The 17,340-nt window shown below is 74.9% G+C and carries 11 protein-coding genes and 3 tRNA genes; 13 read left to right on the forward strand and 1 reads right to left on the reverse strand.

Annotated elements, in window-relative coordinates:
- From ACIGG8_RS28930 to ACIGG8_RS28950, 5 genes are all read left to right on the forward strand, one after another.
- On the forward strand, positions 1–1,573 hold a 1,573-nt coding region (locus ACIGG8_RS28930), incomplete at its 5' end, for an LCP family protein (RefSeq protein ID WP_396551719.1).
- A 205-nt stretch (positions 1,574–1,778) separates the two neighbouring features.
- The gene (gene rsfS / locus ACIGG8_RS28935; protein WP_350525615.1) at positions 1,779–2,237 is read left to right on the forward strand and encodes a ribosome silencing factor; all 459 of its coding nucleotides are present in this window, start codon (positions 1,779–1,781) and stop codon (positions 2,235–2,237) included.
- The gene (locus ACIGG8_RS28940) at positions 2,234–2,884 is read left to right on the forward strand and encodes a histidine phosphatase family protein (protein ID WP_350525657.1); all 651 of its coding nucleotides are present in this window, start codon (positions 2,234–2,236) and stop codon (positions 2,882–2,884) included. Before rsfS ends, ACIGG8_RS28940 begins: the two co-directional genes overlap by 4 nt.
- A 288-nt stretch (positions 2,885–3,172) precedes the next feature.
- Positions 3,173–3,245 (forward strand) — tRNA-Ala (locus tag ACIGG8_RS28945).
- A gap of 43 nt (positions 3,246–3,288) precedes the next feature.
- Positions 3,289–3,361: transfer RNA gene (locus tag ACIGG8_RS28950), tRNA-Ala, on the forward strand.
- A 159-nt stretch (positions 3,362–3,520) separates the two neighbouring features.
- Here the strand turns inward: ACIGG8_RS28950 and ACIGG8_RS28955 are convergent.
- Positions 3,521–4,420 (reverse strand): helix-turn-helix transcriptional regulator, encoded by a 900-nt coding sequence (locus ACIGG8_RS28955; RefSeq protein ID WP_350525614.1) that lies wholly within the window; start codon positions 4,418–4,420, stop codon positions 3,521–3,523.
- 103 nt (positions 4,421–4,523) lie between these two features.
- On the opposite strand from ACIGG8_RS28955, the gene ACIGG8_RS28960 reads away from it, so the two are divergent.
- From ACIGG8_RS28960 to ACIGG8_RS28995, 8 genes are all read left to right on the forward strand, one after another.
- A complete protein-coding gene (locus ACIGG8_RS28960; RefSeq protein WP_396551720.1) occupies positions 4,524–5,963 on the forward strand; it encodes an MFS transporter in 1,440 nt (479 codons plus the stop codon).
- A 255-nt stretch (positions 5,964–6,218) separates the two neighbouring features.
- Positions 6,219–6,291 (forward strand) — tRNA-Ala (locus ACIGG8_RS28965).
- Between the two features lie 96 nt (positions 6,292–6,387).
- Positions 6,388–7,683, forward strand: coding sequence for a hypothetical protein (locus ACIGG8_RS28970; protein ID WP_396551721.1), 1,296 nt, complete (start codon positions 6,388–6,390; stop codon positions 7,681–7,683).
- Positions 7,684–8,009: 326 nt separating this feature from the next.
- Complete coding sequence (gene leuS, locus ACIGG8_RS28975; protein ID WP_396551722.1) at positions 8,010–10,898, forward strand: leucine--tRNA ligase; 2,889 nt, start codon at positions 8,010–8,012, stop codon at positions 10,896–10,898.
- 342 nt (positions 10,899–11,240) lie between these two features.
- Entirely contained in the window at positions 11,241–12,014 is a 774-nt protein-coding gene (locus tag ACIGG8_RS28980; protein ID WP_396551723.1) for a hypothetical protein, read from the forward strand.
- Between the two features lie 222 nt (positions 12,015–12,236).
- Positions 12,237–13,082: a DegV family protein gene (locus ACIGG8_RS28985; RefSeq protein WP_396551724.1), complete on the forward strand. Its 846-nt coding sequence runs from the start codon at positions 12,237–12,239 to the stop codon at positions 13,080–13,082.
- 289 nt (positions 13,083–13,371) lie between these two features.
- Complete coding sequence (locus tag ACIGG8_RS28990; protein ID WP_396551725.1) at positions 13,372–14,490, forward strand: helix-hairpin-helix domain-containing protein; 1,119 nt, start codon at positions 13,372–13,374, stop codon at positions 14,488–14,490.
- 40 nt (positions 14,491–14,530) lie between these two features.
- On the forward strand, positions 14,531–17,185 hold the full coding sequence (locus ACIGG8_RS28995; RefSeq protein WP_396551726.1) for a ComEC/Rec2 family competence protein: 2,655 nt from the start codon (positions 14,531–14,533) through the stop codon (positions 17,183–17,185).
- Positions 17,186–17,340 lie beyond the last annotated feature (155 nt).

Below are 17,340 nucleotides of genomic sequence, written 5' to 3' on the forward strand. Positions count from 1 at the left end.
CGAGCAGCAGCCGCAGTACGACCAGTACGGGCAGCCGGTGTACACCCACGACCCCTACGGCTACCAGCAGCAGGGGCAGCAGGGGTACCGGCAGCCGTACCAGGCCGCCGGCCCGGTCGTCGCCGAGCCGCAGGCGCAGCCCGAGGCCGCCGCACCCGCCGCACCCGCTGCGCCCGCCGCAGCCGCGGCACCGGCCGCACCCGCCCCGCCGCGCCCGCGGGTGCCCAGGCCGGCCGCCGAGGCGGCGCCGGCCAAGCCCGCCGCGCCGTCCGAGCAGGTCGCCGGGGTGCGCGGGGGCAAGTCCGGCGGCAAGGCGCCCAAGGACAGCTACACCACGGGCGAGTTCACCTTCGTCGACGAGGAGGCGGAGGAGACCGAGGACGTCATCGACTGGCTGAAGTTCGCCGAGTCCCGCAGCGAGGTGCGCGCCGAGCGCCGCCGCAAGCTGCGCAACCGGCTGATCGGCCTCGGTGTGGTGGTGGCGCTCGCCGCGGGCGGCGTCGGCGGCTACCTGTGGTTCACCGGCGACAAGCCGACCGCGGCCGCCGCGGCCGGCGGGCGCCAGGTCAACGTCGTCCACCTGCGCGACCTGCAGGGCAAGGTGTCCAGCGCGCTGCTGGTCGACGACGTCTCCGGGAAGAAGGGCACGGTGCTGCTGCTGCCCGACAACCTGCGGCTGCCCGGCCCCGCCGACCCGCCGGTCACCACCGTCGGCCAGGCCATGGACACCATCGGCGCCTCGGCGACCCGCGACGGCCTGTCCACCGTGCTGGGCGCCCCGGTGGCGGGCACCTGGCGGCTGGACACCCCGTACCTGGAACTGCTGGTCTCCCAGCTCGGCGGCGTCCGGGTGGACACCAACGCCGAGACCCACGAGGGCGGCAAGCCGGACGGCAAGCTGCTGTCCGCGGCCGGGAAGAACACCATGCTCAACGGGAAGGCCGCGGTCGCGTACGCCACGCTGCAGAACCCCGGCGAGAGCCGGGACGTCCAGCTCGCCCGGTTCGGGCAGGTCATGGAGGCGGTGGTGCGCACCATGCCGACCGAGCTCAAGGACGCCAAGGACGACGTGCACCGGATGAACGCGGTGCTCGACCCCTCGCTGCCCGAGGACGCCCTCGCCGGGGTGCTCGCCCAGCTCGCCCAGCAGGCGAAGGACGGCCACGTCGGCACCACCGCGCTGACCGTCAAGCCGGACGGCAGCCTGGACGAGGCGACCGCGGGCAAGCAGGTCAAGGACGTGCTCGGCGGCACCGTGAAGTCCGCGGCCGCCGGCGACGCCCCGGCCCGGGTCGCGCTGCAGGACGCCAGCGGCAGCGACGCCGCGGCCGCCGCCGCGCAGGTCCAGATCGTCAACTCGGGCCTGACGTTCATCCCCGGTGGGGCCAAGGCCGCCGCGCAGGCCACCAGTGAGATCCGCTACACCGACGACGCCCGGCAGGCCGCGGCGAAGTCGCTGGCGACCAGCCTCGGCCTGCCGGACAGCGCGGTGAAGAAGGTGACCGGGGACACCCAGAACGCGGACCTGCTGGTCGTGCTCGGCAAGGACTACCAGCCGCCGAAGCCCCAGTAGGCCGACGGCCGGGCCGGCCGTCGGCCCGGCCCGGGACGGGACGACCCGCCGTGGCGGGCGCGCCGCGGCGGGGTGCGCGGTCGCAGGGCGGCGCGGGCGGGCGCGGAAAACGGTTCCGGGCCCGCCCGGGCGGCGTGAGATCCTGGAAGGCGACCCCGGCCGAGTGCCGGGGCGCCGCCCCAAGCCGCCGAGCCGGAAGAACACCGTGACCGTCACCGACCACAGCCAGCAGCTCATCACCGTCGCCGCGCAGGCGGCGGCCGACAAGCTCGCGCACAACATCATCGCCTTCGACGTCAGCGAGGTGCTGTCGATCACCGACGCCTTCCTGATCGCCTCCGCGAACAACGACCGCCAGGTCCGCGCGATCGCCGAGGAGATCGAGGACCAGCTGCGCGAGCAGCTGGACATCAAGCCGGTGCGCCGCGAGGGCGAGCGCGAGGGCCGCTGGATCCTGCTCGACTACCTGGACATCGTCGTGCACGTCCAGCACTCCGAGGAGCGCTCCTTCTACTCGCTGGACCGGCTCTGGAAGGACTGCCCCGAGCTGCCGCTGCCCGAGGACGCCCTGGCCTCGCGCAACCGCCCCGACGCCCACACCGACGAGGCCGGCAACGCCGTCGCCCCGGCCGACGACTTCGGCAAGCCCGAGGACCTGCACTGAGCCGCGGCGCGCGAGGCCCGCGCATCGTCTTCTGGCGGCACGGCCAGACGTCCTGGAACCTCGAATCGCGCTTCCAGGGCAGCACGGACATCGAGCTGACGGGCCAGGGCGTGCTGCAGGCGCAGCGGGCGGCCCGGCTGCTCTCCGGGCTCCGCCCGGATCTGCTGATCTCCTCGGACCTCGAACGCGCCCGGCGCACCGCCGAGGAGCTCGCCAAGGTCACCGGGCTCGACGTGACCCACCACGAGGGCCTGCGGGAGACCTACGCGGGCTCCTGGCAGGGCCTGACCAACGCCGAGATCCGCGAGCGCTTCCCGGAGGAGTACGAGGCCTGGTCGGCCGGCGAGCCGGTGCGGCGCGGCGGTGGCGGCGAGCTGGCCACCGAGGTCGCCGACCGCTCGGTGCCCGTGGTGCTGGAGGCCGCCGCCAAGCTGCCGGAGGACGGCACCCTGGTGGTGGTCAGCCACGGCGGGACGATCCGCACCATGCTCGGGCGGCTGCTGGACCTGGAGCCGGCCCAGTGGGAGCGCTTCGGCGGCCTGTCCAACTGCTGCTGGTCGGTGCTCGGCCAGGGGACGCGCGGCTGGCGCCTGCTGGAGCACAACGCGGGCACGCTCCCGCAGCCGGTCATCGGCGACGACACCTGAGCGGTCCCGGCACGGGCGTCCACTGCGGACGTCCGGCGGGGCCGTCCGGCCGGACGGCCGGCGGGGTCGTTCGGCGGGGGGAGTGCGGGGCGCGCGGGGGCGTCCGCGCCGGGGCGCGCGGTCGTCCGGCGCGTGGGTGCGGGGGCGTTCGGCACGGGGGTGCGGTGCGGGCCCGAAGGGGCCTCGAAGGATCGGATTTCGCAGTTCCGGCCCTGACCAGCTAGAGTCTTCCTCGTTCGCACGGAAGAGAACGCGGCCCGGAAGGGAAGCGGAGGATCCGGTGAGTGCGGGGCTATAGCTCAGTTGGTAGAGCGCTTGCATGGCATGCAAGAGGTCTGGGGTTCAATTCCCCATAGCTCCACTCCGCATCGGCGGTCGTGGTCAGCCAGGGTCGCCCGTGTCGCGGGGCTATAGCTCAGTTGGTAGAGCGCTTGCATGGCATGCAAGAGGTCTGGGGTTCAATTCCCCATAGCTCCACAGCAGTTCGGAAGGCCGTCACCCAACGGGTGGCGGCCTTCCGGCGTTCGGGCGCTCCGGCGTTCCGGCCCTCCGGCCCTCCGGCGTTCGGGCCCTCCGACGTCGACGTCGGCGGAGCGTCGTGGCCGGCCCCGGCACCGCCGCGGGAGCCGGTGCCCCTCACGGCTCGCAGCTGTGCCTCCAGCCGCCCGGCGGCAGCGAGTCGAGCTGCTCCACCCGCTCCTGGTCCTGCGGATCCACCGGCACGTACACCACGATGTAGCACTCCGGCACGCCCGGCATCGTCAGGTACGTGGCGTTCAGCCGCAGCACCCCGAGCCGCGGGTGGCGGAACCGCCGCAGCCACGTCTCCGGCGGCGCGACCTCCTGGCGGTCCCACAGCTCCCGGAACAGCTCGCTGCCCGCCGACAGCCGCCGCACGTGCTCCTCCCAGGCCGGCTCGCCCACGTGCTTGCCGTAGGCCGAGCGCAGCACCGCCACCATCCGCGGCAGCGCCTCGTCACGGTTGTCGCACGGGTTGCAGCACAGCGGGGCGGTCAGCATGCACCAGAGGCTGTTGAAGACGACCCCGCGGGACGGGCGGATCTGCTCGGCACCGAACAGCGAGCGGTACGGCCGGTTGTAGCTCAGCACGTCGAAACGGGTGTTGGAGACCGCCGCCGGCAGCGGGGCGAGCGAGTCCAGGATCACCTGGATCGACGGGCTCAACTCCGGTGCGGCCGCCTGCGCGTGCGGCGACGGCGACACCCCGGCGAGCCGGAACAGGTGCTCGCGCTCGGTGCCGTCCAGCCGCAGCGCCCGGGCCACCGCCAACAGCACCTGCTCGCTCGCGTTGATCGGCCGCCCCTGCTCCAGCCACGTGTACCAGGTGACGCCCACCCCGGCGAGCTGCGCGACCTCCTCGCGGCGCAGCCCCGGCGTGCGGCGGCGCAGACCGGGCGGCAGCCCGACCTCCTCGGGGGTGACCCGCGCGCGGCAGGCCTTCAGGAAGCGGGCCAGCTCGGTACGGCGGCGGTCCCGCCCGCCCGCGGCGGTCGGCAGTTCCTCCAGGACGGTCATGGCCACCATCGTGCCGCAGGCCCGCCGGGCGATACAGGTGCTGCCAGTACCAGGATCAGCAGGCTCTAACCACCAGTACCGGTACCGCCGCAGGCTGATGACCATGACGGACCTTCAGATCCGGCCCGGCGTGGCCGGAAGTACCACCGGGGCCCCGGCCGTACGCCCCGGGCTGCTCCTCGCGCTCGTCCTGTGCGGGCAGTTCATGGCCGTGCTCGACGTCTCCATCGTCAACGTCGCGGTACCCACCATCCGGACCGACCTCGGCGCCTCCGGCGCCGCCCTGCAACTCGTGATCGCCGGCTACACCATCGCCTACGCCGTGCTGCTCATCACCGGGGCCCGGCTGGGCGCCCGGTACGGCTACAGCCGGCTCTTCCAGCTCGGCCTGGCCGCCTTCACCGCCACCTCGCTGGCCTGCGGCCTCGCCCCGACCACCGGCTGGCTGATCGCCTTCCGGCTGCTCCAGGGCGCCGGCTCGGCGCTGATGGTGCCCCAGGTGATGAGCCTGCTGCAGCGCACCTTCACCGGCGCCGCCCGCACCCGGGCGCTCGGCCTCTACTCGGCGGTGCTGGCCGGCGGCATGGCGCTCGGCCAGGTGCTCGGTGGCGTCCTGGTCAGCGCGGACCTGTTCGGCAGCGGCTGGCGGCCGGTGTTCCTGGTCAACGTGCCCATCGGCGTAGTGCTGCTGGCCGCCGGCGCCCGGCTGCTGCCCCGGCTGCCCGGCGACGCCTCGCGCGGCTTCGACGTCCCCGGCCTGGTGGTGCTCGGCGCGGCCCTCGGCCTGCTGGTGGTGCCGCTCGTCCTCGGCCACGAGCTCGGCTGGCCCGCCTGGGGCTGGGCGATGATCGCGGCCGGCGTGCTGCTGTTCGGCCTGTTCGTGGTGGTCGAGCGCCGGATCGCCCGCGGCGGCGGGCAGCCGCTGATCCACGGGCGGGTGCTGCGCGCCCCGGGGCTGCGCCCGGCGGCGGCCGGACTGTTCTCGATCATGGCGGCCTTCGCCGGCTTCATGTTCTCCTTCGCCCTGCACCAGCAGGCCGCGCTCGGCCACACCGCCCTGAAGGCCGGGCTCTGCTCGGCGCCCGTCGCGATCGGCTTCGGCCTGTCCAGCATGCACTGGCACCGGCTGCCCGGGCGGCTGCACGCGGCCCTGCCGACGGTCGCCGGGGTCGTCCTCGGCGGCGGCTACCTGCTGCTGGGCGTGCTGCTCGGCGGCGGCGCCGGGATCGGGACCGGCGCGCTGCTGGAGATGGCCGCGCTCGGACTGGTCGCCGGCTGCGCGTACGCACCGCTGTTCGCCCGGGCTCTCGCGGGGGTGGCGCCCGAGGACGCGGCCGACGCCAGCGGGGTCATGGTGACGGTCATCCAGCTCGGGCAGGTGGTCGGGGTCGCGGTGCTCGGTTCGGTGTTCCTCGGGCAGGTCGACCTGCCGGCGCCGGCCGTCGAGTCCGGCCACGCGCTGCGGACCACGCTGGTGGTCAACGCCGTCGCGGTGGCGGCCGCCGCCGGCTTCGCCGCCCGCAGCCGACGGGCGGCGCGGTAGGCCGGGGGCGTGGGCGGGGCCGGGCCGGGTCTGCGGGTGGGGTCCGGCCCGGCAGATGCGGCCGGGCTTCACAGTGGGGCCCGGCCCGGCGGGGAGGGGCCGTCCGGAGGGCTCCGGGGACCGCTCCCCGGAGCCCCCGCCGGGGACCTCGGGAAACGGATTTCAGGAGCACGCCCCGGACCGTGTAAAGTAGTCGATGTCGCCGAGGGAAACCGGACGGAAACGGCCGAAAGCCCCGGTGACATCGCAGGTCAAGGGGCTATAGCTCAGTTGGTAGAGCGCTTGCATGGCATGCAAGAGGTCTGGGGTTCAATTCCCCATAGCTCCACAGCAGTCGAGAGCCGCCTCCCGTTCCGGGAGGCGGCTCTCCGCCGTTTCGCCCGCCCACCGGCGGGAGGGCCCGGAGTCCCGCTACCGTCGTGTCATGGCCGATCTGGAGCGAAGGCGGAACGAGGAACTGGCCCGGATACTCCACCAGCTCGGCTGGAGTCCGGAACGGCTCGCCCGCGAGGTGAGCCTCGCGCTGCCGCCGGGCCTGGCCATCAGCTCCACCGCCCCGTACAAGTGGCGCGACCGCGGCATGGTCCCGCGCAGCCCGCACGACCAGGCGGTGTGCGAGGTGCTCAGCCGCACCCTCGGCATCGCCGTCACCTACGAGCAGCTCTGGGGCCGGATGGGCGGCCACCGCGGCGCCAAGATCCTCTCGCCCCGGCTGCTCACCGACCCGTGGACCGCCGACACCGCCCAGACCGCGCTGCGCGAGGCGGCCACCGACGCCGGACCCGTCCGCCTCACCGACCTCTTCCGCAACGCCGACCTCGACCAGGCCGCCGCCCGGCTCGCCTCACCGCCCCCGCCCGTCGGCGGCGGCGAAGGCGCCCTGCGCGTCGAGGCCGCACTGGTCGGCGAACTCGGCCTCTCCTACCGCAGCAAGCAGCGGCTCGAACGCTCCTGCGGCGGCGGCCTCGTCCTCGGCCCCGCACGGGCCGAACTCGCCATGCTCGCCAAGCTGCTGGAACTGGGCGCCTACGACGAGCGGCTGGGCCGCGAGCTCTACGGCACGGCCAGCCGCCTCGCCCGCCTGGCCGGCTGGGCGGCGTACGACCTCGGCCACGACGCGGCCGCCCAACGCGCCTTCGTCGCCGCGCTGCGCGCCGCCCACGTCAGCGGCGACCCCCGGCTCGGCGTCGCCGTCCTCGGCGCGCTGCTGGTGCTCGCCACCCAGGGCCCGGGCGGGCGCGGCCTGGACGCCGTCTCCGCGCTCGAAAGCGCCCTGGAGACCCACGGCGCCGCACTCGGCCCCACCGGCCGGGCCCGCCAGCTCGGCCGGCTCGCCCGCGCGTACGGCCGCCGGAACGAGCCGGAGCGGGCCGAGGCCGCCGCCGCCCGGGCCTTCGCCGAACTGGACGGCGTGCCCGGCACCGAGGAGGCCCGCGCCTCCCTCGCCGGGATGGTGGGGGAGGGGCGGCTGGCGCTCGGCCGGAACCGGCTCGCCAAGGCCCTGCTCGCCGAGGCCGTGGCCGGACTCGGACCCGGCCGGGCCCGCTCCAAGGCCCTGCTGATGGTGAGCCTCGCCGAGACCCACCGGCGGCTCGGCGACCAGCGGGAGGCGGCCCGCACGGCGGCGCTGGCGCGCTCGCTCGCGGCCGGGATGCAGTCCGAGCGGCTGGCGAAGGCGCTGCGGGACTTCGACGCGGCGGGGCGCGCGCCGACGCGCTGAGGCTGTCGGCGGGCCGGTGCGGCAGGCCCGGCCGAGGTGCCGGTGCGGCAGGCCCGGCCGAGGTGCCGGTGCGGCAGGCCCGGCGGTATACCCGGGAGCGCGCAGAGTCGCTTGCGGTACCCTGAGCCCATGCGAACCGTGCGCCTGCTCCTTAGCCGGCCGCGCTGACCAGGACCGGCTGCGCCCTCGGGCGGTGCCGGAGTCGGCGTGGCGTCCCCTCCTGCGAGGGGATTTTTTGTTTTCCGCCCCCGACCCCGTCCCGGGCGGGGCCACGGGCCGGCCGCCTGCCCGGTTCGCCAACCGACATCGATGGAGCTTGAAGGACCATGAGCGAGACGACCCCTGCGTCCGGCGCGGCCGAGACCGCGACCGAGCCGTTCCGGTACAGCGCCGCGCTGGCGGCCGAGATCGAGTCCCGCTGGCAGGACATCTGGGAGAAGGAGGGCACCTTCCACGCCCCCAACCCCACCGGTGCGCTGGCCGACCCGTCGGCCGGTGACGTCGCCGCGAAGCCGCACAGCTTCATCATGGACATGTTCCCGTACCCCTCGGGCGCGGGCCTGCACGTCGGCCACCCGCTGGGCTACATCGCCACCGACGTCTTCGCCCGCTACCAGCGGATGACCGGCCACAACGTGCTGCACACGCTGGGCTACGACGCCTTCGGCCTGCCCGCCGAGCAGTACGCGGTGCAGACCGGCACCCATCCGCGGGTCTCCACCGAGGCCAACATCGCCAACATGCGCCAGCAGCTGCGCCGGCTGGGCCTGGGCCACGACCCGCGCCGCTCGATCTCCACGATCGACCCGGACTACTACCGCTGGACCCAGTGGATCTTCCTGCAGATCTTCGACTCCTGGTACGACGAGACCGCCCGCAAGGCCCGTCCGATCACCGAACTGGTCGCGCAGTTCGAGTCCGGTGACCGCCGGACCCCGGACGGGCGCCCCTGGGCCGCACTGTCCGCCGCCGAGCGCGACGAGGTCCTGGGCGAGTTCCGCCTGGCCTACTCCAAGGAGGTGCCGGTCAACTGGTGCCCCGGCCTGGGCACCGTGCTGGCCAACGAGGAGGTCACCGCGGACGGCCGCTCCGAGCGCGGCAACTTCCCGGTGTTCAAGTCCAACCTGCGCCAGTGGATGATGCGCATCACCGCGTACTCCGACCGGCTGATCGAGGACCTGGACCTGCTGGACTGGCCCGAGGCCATCAAGCTGCAGCAGCGCAACTGGATCGGACGCTCCGAGGGCGCCCGGGTCGACTTCGCCGTCGGCGCCGACGAGCGGATCACCGTCTTCACCACCCGCCCCGACACCCTGTTCGGCGCCACCTACATGGTCCTGGCGCCCGAGCACGGCCTGGTCGACTCCATCGTCCCCGCCGCGTGGCCGCAGGACGTGCCCGCCGAGTGGACCGGCGGCGCCGACACCCCCGCCGAGGCCGTCGCCGCCTACAGGGCCGCCGCCGCCGCCAAGTCGGACGTCGAGCGCCAGGTCGACGCCAAGGTCAAGACCGGCGTCTTCACCGGCGCCTACGCGACCAACCCGGTCAGCGGGGAGTCCGTCCCCGTCTTCATCGCCGACTACGTGCTGATGGGCTACGGCACCGGCGCCATCATGGCCGTCCCCGCCCACGACCACCGCGACTTCGCGTTCGCCCGTGCCTTCGCCCTGCCGATGCGCTGCGTCGTCGAGCCGACGGACGGCCGCGGCGAGGACCCGTCGCAGTGGGACGACGCCTTCGACACCTACGACTCCGTCATCGTCAACTCCGCCCGGGAGCAGGGCGACCTGTCGCTGAACGGACAGAGCGTCGTCGACGCCAAGGCGCACGTCACCGCCTGGCTGGCCGAGCGCGGCATCGGCGAAGGCACCGTCAACTACCGCCTGCGCGACTGGCTGTTCAGCCGCCAGCGGTACTGGGGCGAGCCCTTCCCGATCGTCTACGACGAGGACGGCGTCATGCACGCGCTGCCCGAGTCGATGCTGCCCGTCGAGGTCCCCGAGGTCGACGACTACTCGCCGCGCACCTACGACGCGTACGACTCCAACTCCTCGCCCGAGACCCCGCTGTCCCGCAACGAGGCCTGGGTCAACGTCGAGCTGGACCTGGGCGACGGGCCGAAGAAGTACCGCCGCGAGACCAACACCATGCCCAACTGGGCGGGTTCGTGCTGGTACGAGCTGCGCTACGTCGACCCGTCCAACTCCTCGGCGGTCGTCGACCCGGCCAACGAGCAGTACTGGCTGGGCCCGACCGCGACCAAGCCGGCCGGCGGCGCCGACCTGTACGTCGGCGGTGCCGAACACGCCGTCCTGCACCTGCTGTACGCGCGCTTCTGGCACAAGGTGCTGCACGACCTGGGCCACGTCTCGTCCGTCGAGCCGTTCCACAAGCTGTTCAACCAGGGCATGATCACCGCCGACGTCTACCGCGACGAGCGCGGCTTCCCGGTGCCCGCCGCCGAGGTCGAGGAGCGCGACGGCCAGTACTCCTGGCAGGGCGAGCCGGTCAAGCGCGAGGCCGGGAAGATGGGCAAGTCCCTGAAGAACGCCGTCGCGCCCGACGACATCGCCGACGAGTACGGCGCCGACACGCTGCGCCTGTACGAGATGTCGATGGGCCCGCTGGACGTCTCCCGCCCGTGGGACACCCGCGCCGTCGTCGGCTCGTACCGCTTCCTGCAGCGGCTGTGGCGCAACATCGTCTCGGAGACCACCGGCGAGCTGGTCGTCACCGACGAGGCGCCGGACGAGGCCACGCTGCGCGCCCTGCACAAGGCGATCGACGGCATCCGCGCCGACATGGCCGGGCTGCGCTTCAACACGGCCGTCGCCAAGGCGATCGAGCTGAACAACTACCTGGTCAAGCGCGGCTCGACGCCGCGCCCGGTGGCCGAGCAGCTGGTGCTGATGGTCGCGCCGCTGGCCCCGCACGTCGCCGAGGAGCTGTGGCGCCGCCTGGGCCACGGCGAGTCGCTGGCGCACACCGACTACCCGGTCGCCGACCCGGCGTACGTGGTCGACGAGTCGGTGACCTGCGTGGTGCAGATCAAGGGCAAGGTGAAGGCCCGCCTGGAGGTCGCGCCGAGCATCTCGGACGCCGAGCTGGAGGCGCTGGCGCTGGCGGACCCGGCGGTGGTCGCGGCCATCGGCGGCGCCGAGGTGCGCAAGGTGATCGCGCGTGCTCCGAAGCTGGTGAACATCGTCACCGGCTGATCCCGGCCTGGGGCTGATCGGGCGGGCGTCCTTCGGGGCGCCCGCCCGGTGTCGTGTGGGCGGGCGGTCGGTGTCGTGCGGGTGGGCGGCCGGTGTTGTGCGGGCGGTGGCTCGGGGTGGGCGTCCGGCTCGGGCGTTCGGCGGTGGCGCGGGTTCCGGCGTATCCCGGGTGGGCGGGCCCCGGGTCCCTCGGGGAGATCCCGGATCTGTCCCTGATCCGGGGCCGTGGGGCCCGTTCGAGCCGCCCCGCAGGGCGTTCGGGGGATACCGTGGAACCCTCGGCAGTACGGCCCGCGTTGGGCCCGGTGGGGGCCGAAACGGGTGGCGGAAGGTGGCGCGGCGATGGACGTGTTCGGCGTGATGATCGGCCTGGTCCTGCTGTTCGGGATCGCGGCGGCCGTCCTGGCGGTGGTGGGCACGGTCAAGGCGGCCAAGGCCGTCGGCGCGAAGATCGAGAAGCACGAAGCCAACGCCCGGCGCGCCGTGGAGACCGTCACCCTCAAGGCGAAGACGTACACCAAGGTCGGCCCGCCCGCGCAGATCGCCTCCGTCCGGCTCGGCCTGCGGACCTCGCTCGACGGCACCCGGCAGGTGTTGGAAGGCGGGCTCGCCCAGGACGGGCAGCTCGGCGAGTCGCTCGCCCTGCTGACCCGGCTCGACGCCCACGCGGCGGAGCTCGACGGAGAGCTGCGGATGCTCGAACGCGAGCCGGACACGGCGCGGATCGCGGCCAAGCTGCCCGAGTTGCGCGAGCGGGCGGAGCGGATCACGCGGTCCGCGGAGACCATGCGCTGGGCCGCGCAGGACCGGATGCACCGGTTCGCCGACGACGAGTTGAGCCGGCTCAGCCAGGAGTGCGAGAGCGAGGCGGGGGCGCTGCGGCACTGGGACGGCTCGGGGCCCGGTTCCGCGGGTGCGGGTGCGGGTGCGGGTGCCGGGTCCGGTGCGGGTGCGGCCGCGGGGTCCGGCGGGGCTGCTGCCGGCGGCGCGGCTCGGGCCGGGCTGACGGACGGGAAGGGGCGTCCGAGCGCGGAGGAGCTGCTGGGGCTCGCCGATCCGCTGGCCAAGCTGGCGCAGCGGCTGCGGAAGCCGTCGGCGGGGTCCTCGGCGGGCTGACTCCCCGGCGCTCGACCGGGCTCGGCACAGCGGACCGTCCCGGGGGTTGGTCCGGGGTTGGTCCCGGGGTGGTCCGCGGGTGGTCCGGGGGCGGGTCGCGGGCGGAGCGGGACAGGTCGCCGGCGGGTTCGTGCCGCGCTCCGGCGGGCTCCTCGGGCCCGGGCCCGACCGTCCGCCGCCGGGCGCTGTCCTCGCGCACGAACGGGGAGTAACCTCCGGCTCATGCCCTCCGACCTCGCGCTTGTCACCGATTCCACGGCCTATCTGCCGCAGGAGGCCCTCGACCGGCACGGGATCACGGTGGTCCCGCTGAGCGTCGCGGTCGGTGACTCGGTCCTGAGCGAGGGCGTCGAGATCTCCCCGAAGGACGTCGCCGAGGCGCTGCGCGGCAAGCACCGGGTGACCACCTCCCGGCCGAACCCGGAGACCTTCGCGGCCACCTACCGGGCGGCGGCCGAAGCAGGGGCGAAGGGCATCGTCTCGGTCCACATCTCGGGCGAGCTGTCCGGCACCGTCGAGGCCGCCCGGCTGGCCGCCGCCGAGGCGCCCGTACCGGTGCGCGTGGTGGACAGCCGACTGGTCGGGATGGCGCTCGGATACGGCGTGCTGGCGGCGGCCGAGGCGATCGCGGCCGGGCAGGGCCTGGCCGAGGCGGCCGAGGCCGCGGGTCGTCGGACGGCCGTGACCAGCGGGTTCTTCTACGTCGACACCCTGGAGCACCTGCGCAGGGGCGGGCGGATCGGGGCGGCGCGGGCACTCCTCGGCTCGGCGCTGGCGGTCAAGCCGCTGCTACACCTGGACGGGGGGCGGATCGAGCCGCTGGAGAAGGTGCGGACGGCGTCGCGGGCGATCGCGCGACTGGAGGAGATCGCGGTCGAGCGGTCGGGGGAGCGGGAGGTCGACATCACCGTGCACCACCTGGCCGCCGAGGACCGGGCCGAGCCGCTCGCCGAGCGGCTCCGGGCACGGGTTCCGGGGCTGCGGGAGCTGTACGTCGGCGAGGTGGGGGCGGTGATCGGCGCGCACGTCGGGCCGGGGCTGCTCGCGGTGGTGGTCGCGCCGCGCTGACGGTCGGGCTGTTGGCCCACCCGGCACGCCGCCGGCCCGTGGGCAGAATGCCGGCCGACGGGCAGGGCACGGCCGACGGGCAGGACGCGGCCGACAGGCAGGGGCTGCGCCTGATCGGCCGGCAACGGCGGACCGCCGCGGTCGGACTGGTCCGCCGAGCCCTGTTCGGTCAACTCGCGAAGGCCATGCCCACTCGTGTGAGTGACAACTCCTGTCCACACCCCCCGGGTTATCCACAGGGTTGCGGTAATTTCTGCGCGTTCGCCGCAGGCCTCCTACCGTCCTCGGCATGACGACCATGGGCCTGGGTGCGGCGAAGCGCCAAGCGATCAACGAGACGGTGCGGCTGCGGATGGCGGCGCTGCTGCCGACGCTCGACGAGCCACCCCGTGAGCCGCCTCATGAGCTGCCCTACGAGCCGCCCGACGGGCCCGCCGACGGACCGATGGGTGTCCGGGGCGTCGGGGCGGGCGGAGGCGGAGGCGGTTCCCCGGGGCGGGCGCCGGGATCGGCCTCGTCCGCGACGGACGAGCGACGGGCCACGGGGCCGCCGACAGGTGGGGCGCCGTCGCCACCGGGTGCCGACGGCGGCACCACTGCGGCTGCCTTCGCGGATCCGCCGGGTGCTCCCAGGGACCCTCCCGGCGTCGGGGTGCGCCTGCGGTCCGCCTCGTTCGGTTCGGCGGTGGCGCTCGACCGGCGCGCGGTGGCCGGGCTGGTGATCCTGCTGCTGTTCGCGGTCGGCTACGCCGTCCAGCACTTCTGGCTGGCCAGGCCGGAGACGGTCGCCGTTCCCGCGTTGGCGGCTGCCTCCGCGCTGCCGGGGACGGACGGGCAGGCCCCCGTCGATGCGGCGTCAGGGGCGGGTGCGGCCGGGGCCGGTGCCGCCGTGCCAGGCGAGGCCGCGCCCGGCGCTGCGGTGTCCGATGGCGCCGTGTCCCGTGGCGCTGCCGGTGCGGCCGTCGTCATCGATGTCGGCGGGCGGGTCCACGTCCCCGGCCTGCACACGCTGCCCGGCGGCTCACGGGTGGCCGACGCCCTGCGGGCCGCCGGCGGAGTGCTACCGGAGACGGACACCCGGAACCTCAACCTGGCCAGGGTCCTGACGGACGGTGAGCAGCTGCTGGTCGGCGAGCAGGCCGGCCAGGCCCCTGCCCCGGCCGTCGGTTCCGGGCCCGGCAGCGGAACCGGGCCGCCGGGCCCCGCAGTACCCCGACCACCGGTCAGTCTCAACCGCGCCACCCTCGAACAGCTCGACACCCTCCCCGGCGTCGGTCCCACCCTCGCCCAGCGCATCCTCGCCTACCGCGCCTCGCACGGCTCCTTCCGCTCCCTCGACCAGCTCCGGCAGGTCAGCGGCATCGGCGTCCGTACGTACGCGGAACTCCGTCCGCTGCTCACCCTCTGACGCCCCTGCCGTCCCCCTCACTACGAAGGGAGGCCCCGCCGTGTCCGCGGCCACCGCATCGATCCCGCACGCCCGTTCCACGGGCGCCGACTTCCGGCTGCTGCTGCCCGCCGTCTCGGCCTGGGCGGTCACCGCGGCGCTCCTGGGCCTGGAGCCGGGGCACGAGGTCCCCGTCTTCGCGGCGGCGGGCGTCGCCGCGCTCGTGGCCGTCCCGCTGCTCGTCCGGCCGGGCGCCCTGCGCAGGCGCGGGGCCGCGGTGACCCTGGCCGCCGTCCTGCTCACCGGTGCGGCGGCTGCGGTGGCGACCCCGCTGCACACCCTCGACCTGCACCGGGGGCCGCTGCCCGAACTCGCCCGCGCGGCCGAGCGCGCAGCGCCGGGTGCTTCAGCTGCCCCAGGTGCGCCGGTCGTGCCCGCCCGGGCGGTCGAGGCGGAGCTGACCATCGCGGGAGACCCCGAGGTCCACACCTCCCGGGGCGGAACCACCGGCGGGCAGACGCTCCTCACCGTGAACGCGGTGGTCGACCGGGTCGTCCTGCTCCCCGACGGGCCGACCACCCGGACACGGACACCCGTGACCGTCATGGTCCGGGGTACGGCCGGCGAGCCCTGGCAGCGGGTGCTCCCGTCCGAACGACTCGCCGTGGAAGCCGAGGTGCAGCCGGCGGGGGAGGGCCACGGCACCGAGTCCGCGGCGCTGCTGGTCGTCCACGGCCCCCTGCGGCAGCTGGCACCGCCGAGCCTGCCGCAGCGGATCGCCGGACGGCTGCGCGAGGGCCTGCGCACGGCCACCGACAAGCTCCCGTCGGACGCGCGCGGGCTGCTCCCCGGCCTGGTCGTCGGCGACACCTCGCGCCTGCCCGACGACCTCGAAGAGGCCTTCCGGGCCACCGACCTGGTCCACCTGGTGGCGGTCAGCGGGGCCAACCTGGCGATCGTCCTCGGCGCGCTGCTGGGCGCACCCGGCCGGGCCGGCACCCCGGAACGGCACGGGCTCGCCGCGGTACTGGGGCTGTCGCTGCGCACCGGCGCCCTGCTCGGCACCGGGCTGACGCTGGCCTTCGTCACGGTCTGCCGCCCCGAACCCAGCGTGCTGAGGGCGGCCGGAACTGGGCTGATCGGCATGCTGGCCCTGGCCACCGGCCGTCCCCGCCAGGCGGTGCCCGCGCTCGCCGGAGCCGTCCTGGTGCTGGTCCTGCTGGACCCGTTCCTGTCGCGCTCGTTCGGTTTCCTGCTCTCGGTGCTCGCCACGGCCGGGTTGCTCGTCCTCGGTCCGCACTGGGCCGAGGCCCTGCGGGCCCGGCGCTGGCCGCACCACCTGGCGGGCGCGGTCGCGGCGACGGCGGCCGCGCAGGCGCTGTGCGCGCCGGTGACGGTGCTGCTGTCCGGGCACATCAGCCTGGTCGGCATCCCGTGCAACCTGCTCGCCGAGCCGGCGGTGGCCCCGGCGACGCTGCTCGGCTTCGGGGTGCTCGTCCTGCAGCCGTTCCTCCCAGGCCTGGCCCGCCTGCTCGCGGTACCGGCGGGGGTTCCGGCCGGCTGGCTCGCCCTGGTCGCGCGACGCGGAGCCGAGCCCTCGGGCGGCCAACTCGCCTGGCCGGGAGGCTGGTTCGGAACGGTGACGGTCGCGCTGGCCGTCCTGGCGCTCTGCTGGGCGGCGCCACTCCTGCTGCCCCGCCGGGCGGAGCCGGGCATTCGGGCGCCCGCCCGACGCCGCGGGGTGCGGGTGCTGGTGACGGGGGCACTGCTGGTGGTCCTGGTGGCCGTCCTGCTGCGCCCGCCGCAACTCACCCGGATCGCCACCGGCTGGCCACCTCCGGGGTGGCGTCTGGCGATGTGCGACGTCGGCCAGGGCGACATGCTGGCCCTGGCGGCCGGTGGGCGGGACAGCGCGGTGGTGATCGACGCAGGGCCGGATCCCAACGCCGCCGACAGGTGCCTGCGCGACCTCGGCATCACGACCGTGCCGCTCCTGCTGCTGACTCACTTCCACGCGGACCATGTCGAGGGCGTGCCGGGGGTGTTGAGGGGCCGCAGGGTCGGCGCGGTCGAGGGCACGACGCTGGACGAGCCGCCCGGTGAGGCGGCCCGGGTCGCGGGTTGGGCCGCCGGGGCCGGTGTTCCGTTGCTGAGGGCCGGCCGTGGTGAACGGCGGTCGATGGGAGCGGAGTTGGCCTGGGACGTGGTCTGGCCCGATCCCGGGGCGGGCGTCGAGGCGCCCGGCGCGAACAACGCGAGCGTCGCACTGATGGTGACACTGACAGGAGGACTACGGATGGCACTGCTCGGAGATCTCGAACCGCCGGCCCAGTCGGCTCTGTCGGGCCGCCTGGGGCGGGTCGACGTCCTGAAGGTCGCGCACCACGGCTCGGCCCACCAGGACTGGGGCCTGGCCGGCTCCCTGCGGCCCCGACTGGCCCTCATCTCCTGCGGGGAGGGCAACGCGTACGGGCACCCGTCGCCGAAGACGGTCGACCGGCTGCGTGCACTCGGCGCGACCGTGCTGCGGACCGACCGGGCGGGTGACATCGCGGTGACCGGCGATTCGCCGGCCACCCTCGGTGTGGCCGTCCATCCGCAGCCCGCCCACACGGCCCAGAAAGCCCACAAGCCGCGCGCCCTCGGCGCGACCGACCCGGCCGCGCTCACCCGCCCCGAGCAGTCCCCGGGCACACCGCGGGCCCCGCCCGTGTGACCCCCGCTCTCCTCCTCCCAACCCCGAAGTGGGGGAAGGGAAAGGGGTTGGGGGTTGGGGTTGGAGGAGGAGTGGAGGGGCGGGGGCGGGGCCAGGAGAAACGTTTCGGCGCGCTCCGGGCCCGGCCCCGGGCGCGCGGGGTAAATACAGGAGCC

The organism is Kitasatospora sp. NPDC085464, assembly GCF_044541955.1.
GTDB lineage: Bacteria > Actinomycetota > Actinomycetes > Streptomycetales > Streptomycetaceae > Kitasatospora.